The sequence below is a fragment of the Flavobacterium calami genome (genome assembly GCF_038290035.1).
Lineage (GTDB): Bacteria > Bacteroidota > Bacteroidia > Flavobacteriales > Flavobacteriaceae > Flavobacterium > Flavobacterium calami.
In genome coordinates, this window is sequence record NZ_JBBYHS010000004.1 from 222,949 (window position 1) to 240,141 (window position 17,193).

14 protein-coding genes and 1 tRNA gene are annotated in these 17,193 nt (G+C 34.6%); 1 reads left to right on the forward strand and 14 read right to left on the reverse strand.

Annotated features, from left to right (window positions below; genetic code table 11):
* Positions 1-119: 119 nt before the first annotated feature.
* The gene (locus AAEO57_RS05175; RefSeq protein ID WP_341690206.1) at positions 120-584 is read left to right on the forward strand and encodes an Mpo1 family 2-hydroxy fatty acid dioxygenase; all 465 of its coding nucleotides are present in this window, start codon (positions 120-122) and stop codon (positions 582-584) included.
* Positions 585-612: 28 nt separating this feature from the next.
* On the opposite strand, the gene AAEO57_RS05180 is transcribed toward AAEO57_RS05175, so the two are convergent.
* The 14 genes from AAEO57_RS05180 to AAEO57_RS05245 form a co-directional block, all read right to left on the reverse strand.
* Positions 613-1,452, reverse strand: coding sequence for an alpha/beta fold hydrolase (locus AAEO57_RS05180; protein WP_341690208.1), 840 nt, complete (start codon positions 1,450-1,452; stop codon positions 613-615).
* A 311-nt stretch (positions 1,453-1,763) separates the two neighbouring features.
* Positions 1,764-1,837 (reverse strand) — tRNA-Arg (locus AAEO57_RS05185).
* 72 nt (positions 1,838-1,909) lie between these two features.
* Entirely contained in the window at positions 1,910-2,359 is a 450-nt protein-coding gene (locus AAEO57_RS05190) for a GatB/YqeY domain-containing protein (protein ID WP_341690210.1), read from the reverse strand.
* 205 nt (positions 2,360-2,564) lie between these two features.
* Positions 2,565-4,535 (reverse strand): cell division protein FtsZ, encoded by a 1,971-nt coding sequence (gene ftsZ / locus AAEO57_RS05195; protein WP_341690212.1) that lies wholly within the window; start codon positions 4,533-4,535, stop codon positions 2,565-2,567.
* A gap of 95 nt (positions 4,536-4,630) precedes the next feature.
* Positions 4,631-6,040 (reverse strand): cell division protein FtsA, encoded by a 1,410-nt coding sequence (ftsA, locus tag AAEO57_RS05200; protein WP_341690214.1) that lies wholly within the window; start codon positions 6,038-6,040, stop codon positions 4,631-4,633.
* A gap of 6 nt (positions 6,041-6,046) precedes the next feature.
* Complete coding sequence (locus AAEO57_RS05205) at positions 6,047-6,769, reverse strand: cell division protein FtsQ/DivIB (protein WP_341690216.1); 723 nt, start codon at positions 6,767-6,769, stop codon at positions 6,047-6,049.
* A complete protein-coding gene (gene murC / locus AAEO57_RS05210) occupies positions 6,756-8,105 on the reverse strand; it encodes a UDP-N-acetylmuramate--L-alanine ligase (protein WP_341690218.1) in 1,350 nt (449 codons plus the stop codon). The genes AAEO57_RS05205 and murC overlap by 14 nt, the downstream gene beginning before the upstream one ends.
* A gap of 144 nt (positions 8,106-8,249) precedes the next feature.
* Entirely contained in the window at positions 8,250-9,335 is a 1,086-nt protein-coding gene (gene murG / locus AAEO57_RS05215) for an undecaprenyldiphospho-muramoylpentapeptide beta-N-acetylglucosaminyltransferase (RefSeq protein ID WP_341690220.1), read from the reverse strand.
* Positions 9,336-9,374: 39 nt separating this feature from the next.
* Complete coding sequence (locus AAEO57_RS05220) at positions 9,375-10,685, reverse strand: FtsW/RodA/SpoVE family cell cycle protein (RefSeq protein WP_341690222.1); 1,311 nt, start codon at positions 10,683-10,685, stop codon at positions 9,375-9,377.
* A 49-nt stretch (positions 10,686-10,734) separates the two neighbouring features.
* Positions 10,735-12,066: a UDP-N-acetylmuramoyl-L-alanine--D-glutamate ligase gene (murD, locus tag AAEO57_RS05225; RefSeq protein ID WP_341690224.1), complete on the reverse strand. Its 1,332-nt coding sequence runs from the start codon at positions 12,064-12,066 to the stop codon at positions 10,735-10,737.
* Positions 12,067-13,299: a phospho-N-acetylmuramoyl-pentapeptide-transferase gene (mraY, locus tag AAEO57_RS05230; RefSeq protein ID WP_341690226.1), complete on the reverse strand. Its 1,233-nt coding sequence runs from the start codon at positions 13,297-13,299 to the stop codon at positions 12,067-12,069. It abuts the gene before it with no gap.
* An 84-nt stretch (positions 13,300-13,383) separates the two neighbouring features.
* The gene (locus AAEO57_RS05235) at positions 13,384-14,847 is read right to left on the reverse strand and encodes a UDP-N-acetylmuramoyl-L-alanyl-D-glutamate--2,6-diaminopimelate ligase (RefSeq protein WP_341690228.1); all 1,464 of its coding nucleotides are present in this window, start codon (positions 14,845-14,847) and stop codon (positions 13,384-13,386) included.
* Entirely contained in the window at positions 14,844-16,853 is a 2,010-nt protein-coding gene (locus AAEO57_RS05240) for a penicillin-binding protein (protein WP_341690230.1), read from the reverse strand. The genes AAEO57_RS05235 and AAEO57_RS05240 overlap by 4 nt, the downstream gene beginning before the upstream one ends.
* On the reverse strand, positions 16,844-17,191 hold the full coding sequence (locus tag AAEO57_RS05245; protein WP_341690232.1) for an FtsL-like putative cell division protein: 348 nt from the start codon (positions 17,189-17,191) through the stop codon (positions 16,844-16,846). Before AAEO57_RS05245 ends, AAEO57_RS05240 begins: the two co-directional genes overlap by 10 nt.
* Positions 17,192-17,193: the final 2 nt, after the last annotated feature.

The window sequence follows — 17,193 nt, forward strand, 5'->3', positions numbered from 1 at the left end:
AAATCTATTATTCTCAAAATAGATATTCACAATTTTTGAATCACCCAAAATGGCTATTAAAATTCATTCAAAGACTCAATTTTTTTTAATAGATTTGATATAATCCTAAATGCAAAAAAATGAAAACTTTAGAACAATGGTTTGAGGAATACGCTGTTAGTCATCAAAACCCAAAGAACAAAGCCATACATTACATATGTGTTCCGGCAATTTACTTTTCGATCGTAGGATTATTGATGAGCATTCCGTCTGATTTTATTTTCTCTAAATTTCAGCTTAATGCTCCAATAATTGAGAATTGGGCAGCGGTAGTTTTACTTTTTGTGCTCTTTTTTTACATTCGGCTATCAATTACCATGGCCTTTAAAATTGCTTTTTTTTCGGCAATTTGCCTGATTGTAAATTATTACATCTCGCAGTTTTTCCCTCTATGGATTTTTTCGATTGGTGTTTTTATAATTGCCTGGATTGGCCAGTTTTACGGACATAATATCGAGGGCAAAAAACCTTCTTTCTTAAAAGATCTCCAGTTTTTATTAATTGGTCCGGCCTGGGTTGTTGAAAATATATTTTCTAAAAAATAGCAGGAAATTTTTAGAAAATTTCTGTTATTTAATACGTATGTTTTACAAAGTTAATAATAGACTTTGAAGTAAGTTCGGGATACTGATGCTGTGGCGCATGACCAGTCCCTCCGTAAACGATCATCTGCGCATTGGTCATTTGATTAAAAACTGCATACCAGTTTTCTACTGCAAAACTTACATCATGATCACCACAAATAATTAAAATTGGTGTTTTAGTTTTTTTAATCTGCTCCCTAAAATTCAGTATATCTTCTCTAAAGCCATCTCCTCCCTTAAAATAAATCTGGAAAGTCTCCATTGTTGATGGAATTTTCGACACATCTATATGTTTGTGAATCCGATCATGAGAAGCTTTTGCTGCTGCAATACTAAAAGCCGACTTTGGTTCGAAAAACAAAATCACTTCGTCTTCAAAATCATTCACGGGTTTTAAGGCTGAGTCCAAAAAAACCTGCTCAAAAGGAACTTCATTTTTACCTGGTGGATTCGTTCCTACCAATATCGAATGTGTTACCAAATTAGGATATAACAATGTAGCTGCCTGCGCTACCAGTCCTCCATAAGACCAGCCTAAAACAATAATTGTATCCAGCTTCAAAGCACTGGCAAGATCTTTTACATCCTGAGCTACAAGCGTAATCTCAGAAGGCATATTACCGGTAGACGAACCTATTCCTGAATAATCGAAGGTAATGACATTAAATTTTTTTGCCATCATTTTGATAAATAAAGGATCCCAGGTATCCAAAGTTCCTCTAAAACGGTTTATAAGAATCACAGTCTTGCCTTTTCCGTAAGATCTATAAGCTATTTTTCTATCTCCTAAATCGGCAAAACTTGTTTTAGTTTCGTGAATTTTTTTCATAAAATTATAATTCAAAGATTAAACGTCTTTGCTTTTAAAGTGTTCTGCTATACTGTAAAATTTAATCTGACAAAATTTAAACTTGTTAAATATAACAAATTAATTCATTACTACAATATTAACTTATTGCAAAACAAATACTTAAAGAATTTACAGTAATTAAATTCTATAAAACTTGTTATGCATTTATAATTTAATTTCATGAAGAAAACCAACTCAAAACGAAGGCTCTTAAAGTATAGGCGAGCTTCCGAGAAGATATTTTTAAACATAAAAAAACCTATTTCATAATGAAATAGGTTTTTATTTAGTGACCCCGGAGGGGTTCGAACCCCCAACCCTCAGAGCCGAAATCTGATATTCTATCCAGTTGAACTACGAGGTCAGTATGCTATCAGTATACATATTTTAGATTGCTCACGAATCTAAATCTAAATACTGAAATCTAAAATTATATTTATGACAATAATTTTTTTACAATTGTAGAAATGGTTTTTCCTTCAGCAGTTCCGCCTAATTGAGCAGATGCTAATCCCATAACTTTACCCATTGAAGCTATTCCAGATGCTCCTGTTTCTGAAATGATTTTTGCAATTACAGCTTCCACTTCTTCTTCGCTGAGCTGAGCTGGCAAAAACTTCTCGATTACAGCCACCTGTGCTAATTCTGGTTCTGCCAAATCAGGACGGTTTTGCTCTGTAAAGATTCTTGCGCTTTCTTTACGAGTCTTAACTAATCTTTGAAGTAATTTAATTTCTTCATCTTCTGATAATTCTTCCTTAGATCCTGAAGCTGTTGAAGCTAATAACAATTCAGATTTAACTGCTCTTAATGCTTCTAATGCAACTGTATCTTTTGCTTTCATGGCAGTTTTGATCTCGTCCATGATTTGTGCTTGTAAACTCATCTTTTATTTTATTAAAATAAGCTAAATACTTATTTATGTATTGATATTATTAAGAACATTTTGTTTTTTTCTACCAAAAGCAAAACGATTAATTCCAAAAAAACCAATTAATGGAAATCAAATTCTAAATTCTGTGCGAAGATAAAAAAAATAACCCGAAAATTAAATCCAATTTCGGGTTATCCAAATATTATGATTTTTAAAACTAATCTACGTTATCGTGCAGAAATGAATTGTTTGATCTCAGTTGTAAATCATTATTACTGTCTGTACCAACTGAAATTCTTGAATTCGTGTTATTTGATTGAGAATTCGACAAATCAATACCTAATCTTTTGTAAGCTGGTTCTTTTTCCAATTCATCGATTCTGGAAACATTATTATGGAATTTATAATTAAACTCTTTTAGTTTCTTTCTTCTTTCCTCAGCTCTCAAACGCAATGTTTCTTCAATTGTCAATTCCATAGGAGAAACTTCAGAAGTAGTTGTAAAATCAGACTGACTTGCAAAATCCACTCTTTGTTTCAAAGTAATATTCAATTCCTCCGGAACGGTTTCCTCTACTACTTTTTCAACAGGTTTTGACGCAACCAGATCATTTTCAACCTCCATATATTCTTCTAATGAATATTTGATGATTCCGTTCTCCGAAAGTTCTGTTACCGGTACAAATGAAACCGGTTCATTTACTTTTATATTACGGGTATCATTTGTCAATTCGAATAAAATTTTATTATCCTCAACAACTGGTTCTTTTCTCACCTGAGGCTCAGCTTTAAAAAGAGGCAGATCAAATGAAAAAGTCGTTTGTTCTTCAAAAGTTTTTTGCTGGACTTGTCTTGTCTCCTCAAAAGATTGAGTTTGCGGAGCTGTAACAGTAAAATCGATATCAGTAATTGGTGAAACAATTTCAAAAGTCACATCAAGGTTTTTAATAAACTCTGACATCACTACTAATTCTTCCTGATTAATTGTCGGTACAGGCACATGAGCAACCGGAGCCTGAACTGGAGCAACAGTATCTTCCATCAAATCAAAGACAATTTTTTCTTCAGATTTTGCAGTAGGTGTTTCAGCATTTAAGTCAAAAGAAGCAATTGGTCTGTTGGTTAAATTATGAACACTTTTCTGTTCATCCTCTAATGTATGAATGATTTTTTTAGGTTCTGTATTAACAATTTCATTTTGCTGTTCTACATCAAAACCAGTAGCAATAATCGTTACCGCAATAGCTTCTCCAAGAGTTTCATCTTCCCCAACTCCCATGATAATATTAGCATTGTAACCTGCTTCTGCCTGAATATGATCATTGATTTCTCCAATTTCATCAAGCGTTATTTCATCGGATCCGGAAACGATAAGCAACAATACGTTTTTGGCTCCTGTAATTTTATTATCATTTAACAATGGTGAATCCAGCGCAGACACAATAGCATCTTTTGCTCTGTTTGAACCTTCAGAAACTGCAGATCCCATAATCGCTGTCCCGCTATTTGCCAAAACAGTTCTGGCATCACGTAAATCGATATTTTGAGTATAGTGGTGTGTAATTACTTCAGCAATACCTCTTGAGGCAGTAGCCAAAACTTCATCTGCTTTAGAAAATCCGGCTTTAAAACCAAGATTTCCGTATACTTCCCTTAATTTATTATTATTAATTACAATTAAAGAGTCAACCTGTTTACGTAATTTTTCTATTCCTAAAAGTGCTTGTTCCTGACGTACTTTTCCTTCGAACTGAAATGGAATGGTCACGATACCCACTGTTAGTATCTCTCTTTCTTTGGCTAATTGTGCAATAACCGGAGCAGCACCTGTACCTGTACCACCACCCATACCAGCGGTAATAAAGACCATCTTAGTGCCACGATCTAACATTTTTTCGATATCAGCTATACTCTCAATAGCAGACTGTTGCCCTATGTCTGGATTTGCACCAGCCCCAAGACCTTCTGTTAAATTTACACCTAACTGAATCTTATTAGGAACTGCGCTATTTTGCAGCGCCTGCGAGTCGGTATTACAGACAATAAAATCTACCCCTTTAATACCTTGTTTAAACATGTGGTTGATAGCATTACTACCACCTCCACCTACACCTATAACTTTTATTACATTTGACTGGTTTTTTGGCAAATCAAATGAAATGCTTCCAAATTCTGAGTTGCTCATCATCTTTTTGGTTTTTAATTCTTATTTAGTACATTTTTTACTTCTTGACTTGGGGCAAAAAGTAATCCTTTTCTCTTTTATCTCTATTCGGCTTATATTTATTCAGCGTTGTCTAAAAAATCTTTGATTTTATCGACGTATCTGTCAAAAAATGATCTCCTTATTTTGGTTTCTGTAGATTCTGCTTCAACCTTGTTTGTTCTGGTATCTCTAGACTCTTCAATAGTTTCTACTCTTTCAACGTAGTTTTCCTCTACTTCGTATCGCTGTTGAACGGGCGGTGGTACATTTCTGTATACTACTTTTGGCTGTTCATTTACAACTTCCTTTCTCACAGCACTCTGTGTGCTATTTTCAATACTATTCATCACTAAACCAACAGCGGTTGCAAACAATGGACTAGAAATTTCTTCACTGGAATTTCCTGCTAAATGTTCGTTTGGATATCCGATTCTGGTATCCATACCTGTAATATACTCTACTAATTGTTTAATATGTTTTAGTTGAGCGCCACCACCTGTAAGAACAATTCCTGCAATTAATTTTTTACGAGGATCTTCGTGTCCATACGCTTTAATTTCTGCGAAAACCTGCTCTACAATTTCTACTACTCGGGCATGAATAATTTTAGATAAGTTCTTTAGTGAAATTTCTTTTGGTTCTCTTCCTCTTAAACCAGGAATAGAAACTATTTCGTTATCCTTATTTTCTCCCGGCCAGGCCGATCCGAATTTTATTTTTAACAGCTCAGCTTGTTTTTCGATAATTGAACAGCCTTCTTTGATATCATCTGTAATCACATTTCCTCCAAAAGGAATTACAGCTGTGTGACGAATAATTCCGTCTTTAAAAATGGCCAAATCTGTTGTCCCGCCACCTATATCGATTAATGCAACACCTGCTTCTTTTTCTTCCTGACTCAAAACAGCATCTGCTGAAGCTAATGGTTCTAATGTCAATCCTGAAAGCTCAATTCCTGAACTCTGAATACATCTTCCCACGTTTCTGATTGAAGATGCCTGCCCCACTACAACGTGAAAACTTGATTCTAATCTTCCACCGTACATTCCGATTGGCTCTTTAATTTCAGACTGTCCGTCGATTTTAAATTCTTGTGGCAAAACATGAATAATCTCTTCACCCGGCAACATCGCCAGTTTATTTACCTGGTCAATCAAAAGCTGAATGTCTTTTTCTCCAATTACTTCCTCCGGATTATTACGGCTGATATAATCTGTATGCTGTATACTTCTGATGTGTTGTCCTGCGATACCCACAACCACATCTTTGATTTTGTAACCTGAATTATTTTCGGCTTCAAGAATAGCCTGCTGAATTGACTGAATAGTTTGCGTAATATTATTTACCACTCCTCTCGCAACACCCAGACTTTTGGATTTACCAATACCCAAAATTTCCAACTTGCCATACTCATTTTTTTTGCCTATCATGGCAACTATTTTTGTCGTTCCAATATCTAGACCTACTGCAATGTTATCTTTTTCCATTTTCTATTATTTTGTGCAAACTACTTGTTCCGTAAACCTAAGGTCAATTTTTTTGTATTTGTATAACGAACTATCTAAAACTGCTTTTTGAAAAAAGGCTTTATAGTTTCTAATTTTCCTGTCAACATTTATCGTTCTTCCAAAATCTATGAAGTAATCATAGTTTCGATTAAACATTTTTAGGCTGCCATTAGGCATAATTTGTATTGCAATGATGTTTTTTTTCAAAAACGCATCGTCATAAATTGTGCGAAATAAAGCAGCTAAATCTTCGTTATTTTTTCTATTAATTGCCCCCGAAACAAGAGGAACCCGCGCTGTAAAATTGTCTGACAAGGGCATTTTATCCCCCTCATAGTCAATATAAAAAGACTGACCACCATCGTAAACTCTTGCTATTGGTGTCTTTTGTTTTACTACCGCTTTTAGAACTCCATCAATACTTACAAAAACATCAGAACCTTCAATCATGTCCTGTCTGTTAATCGTTTTCTCTATTTTATTCAAATCTAACTCATCTTTTCTAATACTGGAAGCGTCTCCATTATTTTCTATCAACAATTTATTAACCGTTTCCGGGTTAATAAAAAGCTTATTTTCCCCTACAAAAACGACCTCCGATTTCTTCAGTTTTCTATCTCCATTTCGATGCTGAGCAAACGAATATAGAAAAAGAACAAGCCCAAAAATGAATACTAATCTGATATTTGTCCAATTAAATATTTTCATTTAAAACCTTTTTGATTGATGGCACCATTTCTCCAATATCACCAGCTCCTATTGTTACAATTACTGGCGCATCACTGGTTTTGATTTCTGTCAATAATTCTTCTTTTGCAACAATTTTTTTGTTCGGATTAGTCATTTTACCTAATAACCATTCAGAAGTTACTCCTTCCATTGGAAGCTCTCTTGCAGGATAAATATCCATCAGAAAAACTTCATCAAAACGCGAAAGACTTTCAGCAAATCCATCAATAAAATCTCTTGTTCTACTGAAAAGATGAGGCTGAAAAACTGCCAAAACTTTTCGTCCAGGATACAACTCCCTAACTGCCTGATGAACAGCATTTATTTCTGTTGGATGATGCGCATAATCATCTATATAAACTAAGTTTTCAGATTTAATCTGATAAGAAAAACGTCTTCTTATCCCGTTAAAGGAAGCAAGTGCTTTTGCAATAGAATCTGTTGATGTTCCATAAGTTTTGGACATTGCAATAGCCATTAGTGCATTCATTAAATTATGTTTGCCCGGCAATCCAAAACGCAAATCTTTCATAATTTCTGATGGCGTCTGAACATCAAAAACATAACTACCATCTTCAATTCTAACATTATATGCCTTGTACACAGCCTCTTCATTAATCCCGCACTGTATACCATCCAGAGGCAGTTCTTTTGTAATAAACAATTTATTTCTGTCTTCAACTTTAGAAGCAAATTCTACAAATGAAGCTTCAATTGCATCACTGGTTCCGTAAATGTCCAGATGATCCGCATCCATAGAGGTTACGCAGGCAATATCCGGATGCAAATGTAAAAACGAACGGTCAAATTCATCTGCCTCCACAACTGTAACAGTTTTTCCGTTTCCAATTAAATTTGAATTATAATTCTCTACAATTCCGCCCACAAATGCAGTAACATCTGCACCACTTTCATACAAAATATGTCCTAAAATACTGGAAGTAGTTGTTTTCCCATGTGTTCCTGCAACGGCAAAGCTAAAAGTATCTTTGGTAATAATTCCCAAAACTTCTGCACGCTTTTTAATCTCGTAATTTCTTTCTATGAAATAATTCCATTCCGAATGTGATTTTGGTACTGCAGGTGTAAAAATCACCAGTGTATTTTCAACATAATAATCTTTCGGAATTAAACCAATATTATCTTCAAAATGAATATCAATTCCGCTTTCGATTAATTCATTTGTCAGCATTGATGGCGTCTTATCATAACCTGAGACCTTTTTTCCAATATATTTGAAATAACGAGCCAAAGCACTCATTCCGATGCCGCCGATACCAATAAAATAAACGTTTTGTATCTGATTTAAATTCATTTTGATTTATATTTTGAGCTATTTTACTGTTGTAAAAAACTAGTAATTAAGCCTTTATACCTTTATTATTTTAATAACTCAAAACGCTTAAAAATAGCGTTCTAAATTTTATAATGTGTTTTATAATTATCCTCAAAAGTTATATTATAACAACTTTTTTATTTGAGCAACAATATCTTGCGTTGCTTTTGGTTTTGCCAATTTTTTAATATTATCGCTTAGTTGTATTTGTTTTCCTTCATCTTTTAAAAGCGCTTCAAAAACAATACTAAACTCGCTTTCCAACTCGGATTCTCGCAATAAAATTGCACCTTTAGCCTCAACAATCGCCTGAGCATTTTTTGTCTGATGATCTTCTGCTACATTTGGCGAAGGAATAAAAATTACCGGTTTTCCCACAATACACAATTCCGAAACAGATGAAGCACCAGCTCTGGAAATAATCACATCGGCAGCTGCGTAAACAAAATCCATTCTTTCAATAAAATCAACGACTTTAACATTGGGCTGATTGTATTTTTTGTAATCTTCAAAATATAATTTTCCGCATTGCCAAATAATTTGCACATCCTGAGAGAGAAAATTTTGCAATTCTTTTTCAATTAATTGATTTATTCTTCTTGCACCTAAACTGCCTCCTAAAACCAACAAAGTTTTTTTATTAGAATCTAAACCGTAAAAAGTAATAGCTTCATCACGTTTGGCTTCAATATCAATTAAATCCTGACGAACTGGATTTCCTGTCAAAATCATTTTCTCTTTTGGAAAAAATCTTTCTAAATTTTCGTAAGCAACACAAATAGCGTTCGCCTTTTTACTCAATAATTTATTGGTAATTCCCGGAAATGAATTCTGTTCCTGAATAACCGTTGGAATTCCTGCTGATCCAGCTGCCTGCAATAAAGGACCGCTTGCAAAACCACCTGTACCTATGACTACATTTGGCTTAAATTGCCTGATGATTCTCTTTGACTCTAACAAACTTGATACTAATTTTAAAGGAAACATCATGTTTTGCAGAGTGAGCTTACGCTGCAATCCGGCTATCCAAAGCCCTTTTATTTCATAACCTGCCTGAGGCACTTTTTGCATTTCCATTTTATCTTTGGCTCCAACAAAAAGAAATTCAGCATCAGGAAATTGTAATTTTAACTCATTTGCAATCGCAATCGCAGGATAAATATGCCCTCCTGTTCCACCGCCACTTAGTATGAATTTATACTTTGTCATATTTTATAATAGCTATCAATTAAACTATTCTGCCCTTGATTATTTATTTAAAACTGCATTCATTGGATTTTTGGAATTATCCTGAATCGAATACATCCCTTCCTCTTCATATACTCCACTAGCTGGCAAATCTTCTTCAGCAAGTTCTTTATCAATTAACCTCTGAAGCGCCTCTTTGCGTCTCTCTTTTTCCTCTCTTTCTTCAGCTATTTCTTCTTCTTTTTTAGTCACACTTATAATAATTCCCAGACCAAGGCATGTCATCCAAATTGAACTTCCTCCTGAACTTATTAGCGGTAATGTCTGTCCTGTTACAGGTAATAATTCAACTGCAACAGCCATATTGATCATTGCCTGAAATATCATTGGAAACCCCAGTCCGACGACTACTAATTTGCCAAATAATGTACTTGCTTTATGTGATGCTATTACAAATCGGAACAGTAGTAATAAATACAAAATTAATATTGCTACTCCGCCTACTAATCCATATTCCTCAACAATAATGGCATAAATAAAATCAGAAGAAGATTGTGGCAAAAAGTTTTTCTGAACACTTTTTCCAGGCCCTAAGCCGCCTAATTTACCAGATGCGATGGCAATTTTTGCTTTCTCAATCTGATAATCATCTTCATCAGGCTTATCGGTTGTAAAATTCATTATACGGCTTTCCCAGGTTGAAACCCTACTAAAAAATCTTGAATCAGGAAAAGCTTTAGCAACTAAAAGGAAAAATGCCAACATAGCAATTCCAGAACCTATAATAATCCCAATATGTTTTAAAGGATATTTTCCAATGAATGTTTGCGTCAATATCATTGCAAAAATCAATGCTGTAGTCGAAAAATTTGCTGGAAGAATAAGCGCCAATGTTATAAATACCGGAATCCAAAGCTGTACAAGTGATACTTGAAAAGGTTCATTTTCTTGTTTGGTTTTTGACAAATAACGTGCTACAAACACAAACAAAACAATAGCCGCCAAAGTTGAAGTCTGAAATGTAATCCCAATAAATGGCACCTGAATCCAACGACTCGCATTTGCCCCCGCGATAACTGTTCCTTTCAACAATGTATAAAGCAGTAAAACCCAAACAACAGGCAGTGCAATTTTTGAAATAGCCCTGAAATAGTGATACGGAACTTTATGAACCCAATAAATAATCATAAAACCGATACAAATGTGCGCCAAATGTTTCACCAAATAACCAAGCGTATTCCCTGTACCATGCCCGATATAAGCCAGATTACTACTCGCACTAAAAACAGGCATAAACGAAAACAGCGCTAACAAAGCCACGAATGACCATATTACCCTATCTCCTTTTAATTTGTTTACCAGCTCTTTCATAGTGTTTTGTTTCAGATTTCAGGCATAGAACCTGAAACTTTAAATAATTTTATAAATTATGAACCGCTTGCTTGAATTGTTTACCACGATCTTCGTAGTTTTCGAATAAATCGAAACTAGCACAGGCCGGCGACAATAAAACAGCATCTCCTTTTTCTGTCAATCTCTGAGCAGTTTTTACCGCATCATTCATATTATTCACTTCAACCATTATATCAACAACATTACCAAATGCTTCAATGATTTTATGATTATCAATTCCTAAACAGATAATTGCTTTTACTTTTTCACGCACCAAAGGCATCAGCTCATTGTAATCGTTTCCTTTATCAACCCCTCCGACAATCCACACTGTTGGAACATTCATACTGTCCAAAGCAAAAAATGCTGCATTTACATTTGTTGCTTTAGAATCGTTAATGTATTGTACATTCTGAATTTTAAGTACTTTTTCTAAACGGTGTTCAACACCTTGAAAATTAGATAAACTTTCACGTATTGTTGCATTTCTAATTTGCATCAATTTTGCTACAGAGCTTGCTGCCATTGCATTTTTCATATTATGTTTTCCTTCTAACGCAATGTGTTCTGTTTCCATTGTAAACTCTTCCTGGTTGATCTTTATTTCCATTTTATTGTTATTTATAGAAGCCCCTTCATCTAATTTTTTAGTCAATGAAAAAGGAATTAATTGTGCTTTTGTCTTATTATTCTTTAACCATTCTGTACTTGCCTCGTCATCTGCATCGTAAATGAGATAATCGCTTTCTGTCTGGTTCATCGTTATTCTGAACTTTGAATTGATATAATTTTCATATTTATATTCGTACCGGTCTAAATGATCCGGACTAATATTGGTTATGATCGCAATATCAGGTCTGTAATCTATTATTCCATCTAACTGAAAACTGCTTAATTCAAGAACATATGCATCGTATTTATTTTCGGCTACCTGCCAGGCAAAACTCTTTCCGATGTTACCCCCCAAACCTACGTTCAGACCAGCTGATTTTAGTAAATGATACGTGAGCATTGTTGTGGTTGTTTTACCATTGCTTCCGGTAATCCCGATTGTCATTGCCTCTGTAAAAGGTTTCGCAAACTCAATTTCAGAAATCACTTTAATTCCAGCTGCAAAAAGCTTTTTAACAATCGGTGACTTTTCTGGAATTCCGGGGCTTTTCATTACTACATCAGCATTCAGAATCAAATCTTCTGTGTGCTGTTCTTCTTCCCAGGCAATTTTATTAATGATAAGAACTTCTTTGTAACTCTCCTTTATCTTTCCAAAATCGGATACAAAAACATCGTATCCTTTTTTCTTTCCAAGAATAGCGGTACCTACACCGCTTTCTCCTCCACCTAACACTACCAGCCTCATCTATCTCAACTTTAAAGTAACAATTGATAATATGGCTAACATGATGGCTACAATCCAGAATCGGGTTACAATTTTACTTTCATGATAACCCTTTTTCTGATAATGATGATGTAAAGGAGACATTAAGAAAATTCTTCTGCCTTCTCCAAAACGTTTCTTTGTATATTTAAAATAACTTACCTGAATAATAACCGATGCACTTTCTGCTAGAAAAATTCCACAAAACAAAACAATCAATATTTCCTTTCTGACTGCAATTGCAAGAACAGCAATAATTCCTCCGATCGTCAAACTTCCTGTATCTCCCATAAATACAGATGCGGGAAAAGAGTTATACCAAAGGAACCCAATCAAAGCACCAACAAATGCCGAAATAAAGACGGTCATTTCACCCGAATTGGGTATATACATAATATTTAGATAATTTGAAAAAATGATATTTCCGGAAACAAACGTAAATATACCGAGCGCAAGGACAGAAATTGCCGAGGTACCAGCAGCGAGGCCATCAATTCCGTCTGTTAAATTAGCTCCATTTGAAACCGCTGTGATAATAAAAATCACAACTGGTATAAATACTAACCATGCCCATTTTTCATATCCTTCACCCATAAACGATAATACTTCTGCATAATCAAATTCATTATTTTTAACAAAAGGAATTGTAGTTGCAGTAGATTTTTCCTCAACCGGAGCCGGTAAGACTACGGTAGTACTCGTCTCTGATCTAAAAACATCTGTTCTTCCTGTGTCTGTCCTCACAGTTACAGCAGGATTAAAATAAAGAACTGTACCTACAATTATCCCCAGACCAACCTGACCTATAACTTTAAAAATTCCTTTTAACCCTTGTTTGTCTTTTTTGAATATTTTAATATAATCATCAATAAAACCAATTGTACCCATCCAAAGCGTGGTAACAATAAGCAATACGATGTAAATATTATGCAAGCGCGCAAATAACAAAACCGGTATTAAGGTTGCAAAAATAATAATTAGCCCCCCCATTGTCGGAGTACCTGCTTTTTCGTTTTGCCCTGCAAGACCAAGCTCTCGCACAGTTTCTCCTACCTGCTGGCGGCGCAGAAAATTAATCACTCTTTTACCATAAATCGTTGATAAAAGCAGTGAAAGCATTAAAGCTAAACCCGACCTGAAGGTAATGTACTGAAAAACCCCTGCTCCTGGCACATCTAATGTTTTGTCTAAATATTCAAATAAGTAGTATAACATATCGTTATTTTTTAAATTCTAATTTTAAATTAAATTTCAAATTCTAACTTAAATTAGATTTTGAAATTTGAAATTTGCGTATTGTTATTTTCTCAGTTGCTCCAAAATTTCTTTAACTGTTTCCATATCATCAAAATGATGACGAACACCATTTATTTCCTGATAGGTCTCGTGTCCTTTACCTGCAATTAAAATAATATCATTGGACTGAGCCAACTGACATGCTGTTTTTATAGCCTGCTTTCTATCTGTAATTCTCAGGATCTTTTTGTAATTATGAGCTTCGACACCTTCTTCCATTTCATCCAAAATTACTTCGGGATCTTCATTTCTTGGATTATCAGAAGTCAAAATTGCTTTATCGCTAAGATCTGTAGCAATTTTAGCCATAATTGGTCTTTTAGCTTTATCTCTGTTTCCACCACAGCCAACAACCGTTATCAATTGTTCGTTTTTTGTACGGATGCCATCTATTGTTTTCAAAACATTCTCTAAAGCATCAGGAGTATGGGCATAGTCTACTATTGCAGTAATATTCCCTTCTGAAACTATATATTGAAAACGTCCCGAAACACTCTCTAAATCAGACAATAAACGCAACGCTTCAAGACTATCCATCCCAAGCTCGATTGCGGTACCGTAAATAGCTAAAATATTGTAGGCATTAAAAGTACCTATCAGTTTTACCCAAACTTCATTATCGTTTACTTTCAATAATAATCCAGACAATTGGCTTTCTAAAATCTGAGCTTTAAAATCAGCATACGTTTTTAAGGCGTATGTAAATTTTCTTGCAACTGTATTCTGTAACATTACAGTACCGTTTTTATCATCAATGTTTGATAACGCAAAGGCCGTTTTTGGTAATGAATCAAAAAACGATTTTTTTACATCCCTGTATTCCGCAAAAGTTGGATGATAATCTAAATGATCGTGTGAAAGATTCGTAAAAATCCCTCCCACAAAATGCAAAGCTTCTGTTCTTTTTTGATGAATTCCGTGTGAACTCACTTCCATAAAACAGTGTGTTACGCCAGCCTCAATCATTTCATTCAAATAATGATTAATTGTAATTGAATCCGGAGTAGTATGCGTTGCTTTATATTTTGTTTCATCAACCATTATTTTTACTGTTGATAATAAACCAACTTTAAAACCTGCTTTTTGAAATAATTGAAATAATAAGGATGCAATGGTTGTTTTACCATTTGTACCAGTCACCCCAACCAGTTTTAATTTTTCAGAAGGATTTTCAAAATAATTGGCGGCCATAAAAGCTAAAGCAGTATTGGTATCTTTTACTTTTATGTACGTAATTCCTTTTACAATATTTTCCGGCAATTTATCGCAAATAATTGCCGTTGCACCTAACTGAATCGCTTTTTCGATATAATCATGTCCATCAGAAAGGGTTCCGCGAATTGCTATAAAAACATCATTTTTTTCAATTTTTCTTGAATCAAAATCTATTTTATGAATCGCAATATCAGTTGAACCTGTTACAGATTCAATAGCTACTTTATATAATATGTCTTTTAGTATTTTCACGATAATTCTAATACTATAGTTGTGTTTTTATTAATATTCTGACCCGCCTGAATCGATTGGTTTTTCACTTTTCCTACACCGTTTACTCTTACTTTCAAACCTAAATTCTCCAGTAAAGCAACCGCATCCATCCCTGGCATTCCTTTTAAATTCGGAATCAGTTTTGTTTTTTTATTTGATTCTGAATTAAATTTATTATAACTGTATTCCTGTTTTGGAATTGAAGAATCTAATCGCTTAATTTTATTGGTTGATGGTGCGTCTGTAAATATTTTTTGGGCAATTCTTTTAAAAACCGGTCCCGCCACATCGGCTCCGTAATAATTATTTTTAGAAGTATTGGGCTTATGAACTACTACAATACAGGAATACTTCGGGTGATCTGCAGGGAAATACCCCACAAAAGATGATGCGTAATACAATGCTGACTTGCCATCTTTTCCTCCATAATTCATCTGAGCTGTTCCTGTTTTTCCTGCCATCGAAAAATCTTTCGAATACAATTTAGAGGCCGTTCCTTTTTTAACCACATTTAGCAAAACTGCTTTTAACTTTTTTATTGTTTCAGGAGAACATACCTTTGGATTGATTACTTCTGTATCAAATTTCTTTATTGTTTTGTTCCATTCTTTAATTTCAGATACAAACTGTGGTCTTACCATTACGCCATTATTGGCTACCGAATTGTAAAATGCTAATGTTTGCATCGGAGTAACTGAAACTGAGTACCCAAAAGCCATCCACGGAAGTGAAATTCCTGACCAGCTTTTATCTCCTGGATGTGGAATAATTGGCCTTCCTTCTCCTTTAAAATGTAATCCTAATGGTTTATCCAAACCAAAATTTCTGATATGATTTACAAATTTTGACGGATTGCTTTTATAATTATCGTAAACCGCCTGAACCATCACTGTGTTTGACGAAAGTTCAAATCCACGAGCTAACGAAATCTTTCCATAACCACCAGTATGCGAATCACGTACCGATCTTCCGTAATATTTAACTACACCGCCATGACTATCAAACACTGTACTTGTATCAGCAACCTTGTCTTCTAAAATCGCCATTAAGTCAACCAATTTAAAAGTAGATCCCGGTTCGTGAGACTCAGCTACTGCGTAATTTGTGGTTTCAATATACGATCCGTCTTCTTGTCTTCCTAAATTCGAGATCGCTTTCACATAACCCGTTTCTGTTTCCATAACGACAACACAACCGTGATCTGCTCCGTAATCCTGAAGTTGCTTCAATAAAGCGTGATGTGCAATATCCTGAATAAATACGTCTATAGTCGAAATCACATCATAACCATCAATTGGATCCACTTCGTTTACATCACGAATTGGTTTCCACTGTCCTTTGGCTATTTTCTGCTTTAAAATCTTACCGTCTTTTCCGTTCAGGTAGCTTTTAAAAGCCCATTCAATTCCTTTTCCAACCTCTACTCCGGTAGCAGGATCAATTCTGTCGTAACCAATTGTTCTTTCTGCAATTTTACCGATTGGATGTTTTCTCACTGTTTCCTGCTCAATGATAATTCCACCCTTAAAAGCCCCCAAATTAAACAATGGAAAACCTTTAATTCGCACATATTCGGTATAACTTAAATTTCTTGCAATCAAATAATAACGATTTTTATTAGCTCTTGCTTTTCTTAGTTCATTCTGATAATAACCGCTTGGCCTTCCAAGAATAGAAGACAAAGAATCCGAAAGAGGTTTGATATATTTTTCGAAATTTTCTTCTTTTGGAGCTTTGGAATCGAATCGGATTTCATAATTCGGAATTGATGTTGCCAGCAAACTACCATCTGCCGAATAAATATTTCCTTTATTGGCAGGAATTACAAAATTCCTAACTGTACGCTGTTTTGCCAGTTTTCTGTAATAGTCTCCCTCAACCCACTGAATGTTGGTCAATTTAACAACAATAGCAATTGCCATCAAAAAGATGAAAACTGCTACGAGGTAAATTCTGTAGGATATATGTTTATCGTCTACTGCCATATTCTTTTAAAGAAACTTTTTTCTTCTTCTTTTTTAACTTCTATTTTCACAGGAGGAACCGTCGACGGAAAAATTTGTTTTTCTAACATTTTATCCGAGATAGTTGATTCCATTTTTAATTTCATCAATTCTGAACGCCGGTCAACAAATTCAGATCGTAATTCTTTCACTTCATTGCTCAGCTTTGCAATTTCAAAAACCTTTTGTTCGTATCGCTGCGTATTTGCAATCATTATTATGGCAAGCAAAATGATAAAAACGATGAACCGCCAGTTTTTTACCGCATCATCATTAATCAGAAATCTTGCTTTTAATATACCAAACACACCACTTTTCATTA

Excerpts from the sequence above, each read along its gene's own strand:
- AAEO57_RS05175 (WP_341690206.1), top strand. The coding sequence starts at position 120 with ATGAAAACTTTAGAACAATGGTTTGAGGAATACGCTGTTAGTCATCAA.
- AAEO57_RS05180 (WP_341690208.1), bottom strand. The coding sequence starts at position 1,452 with ATGAAAAAAATTCACGAAACTAAAACAAGTTTTGCCGATTTAGGAGAT.
- AAEO57_RS05190 (WP_341690210.1), bottom strand. The coding sequence starts at position 2,359 with ATGAGTTTACAAGCACAAATCATGGACGAGATCAAAACTGCCATGAAA.
- ftsZ (WP_341690212.1), bottom strand. The coding sequence starts at position 4,535 with ATGATGAGCAACTCAGAATTTGGAAGCATTTCATTTGATTTGCCAAAA.
- ftsA (WP_341690214.1), bottom strand. The coding sequence starts at position 6,040 with ATGGAAAAAGATAACATTGCAGTAGGTCTAGATATTGGAACGACAAAA.
- AAEO57_RS05205 (WP_341690216.1), bottom strand. The coding sequence starts at position 6,769 with ATGAAAATATTTAATTGGACAAATATCAGATTAGTATTCATTTTTGGG.
- murC (WP_341690218.1), bottom strand. The coding sequence starts at position 8,105 with ATGAATTTAAATCAGATACAAAACGTTTATTTTATTGGTATCGGCGGC.
- murG (WP_341690220.1), bottom strand. The coding sequence starts at position 9,335 with ATGACAAAGTATAAATTCATACTAAGTGGCGGTGGAACAGGAGGGCAT.
- AAEO57_RS05220 (WP_341690222.1), bottom strand. The coding sequence starts at position 10,685 with ATGAAAGAGCTGGTAAACAAATTAAAAGGAGATAGGGTAATATGGTCA.
- murD (WP_341690224.1), bottom strand. The coding sequence starts at position 12,066 with ATGAGGCTGGTAGTGTTAGGTGGAGGAGAAAGCGGTGTAGGTACCGCT.
- mraY (WP_341690226.1), bottom strand. The coding sequence starts at position 13,299 with ATGTTATACTACTTATTTGAATATTTAGACAAAACATTAGATGTGCCA.
- AAEO57_RS05240 (WP_341690230.1), bottom strand. The coding sequence starts at position 16,853 with ATGGCAGTAGACGATAAACATATATCCTACAGAATTTACCTCGTAGCA.
- AAEO57_RS05245 (WP_341690232.1), bottom strand. The coding sequence starts at position 17,191 with ATGAAAAGTGGTGTGTTTGGTATATTAAAAGCAAGATTTCTGATTAAT.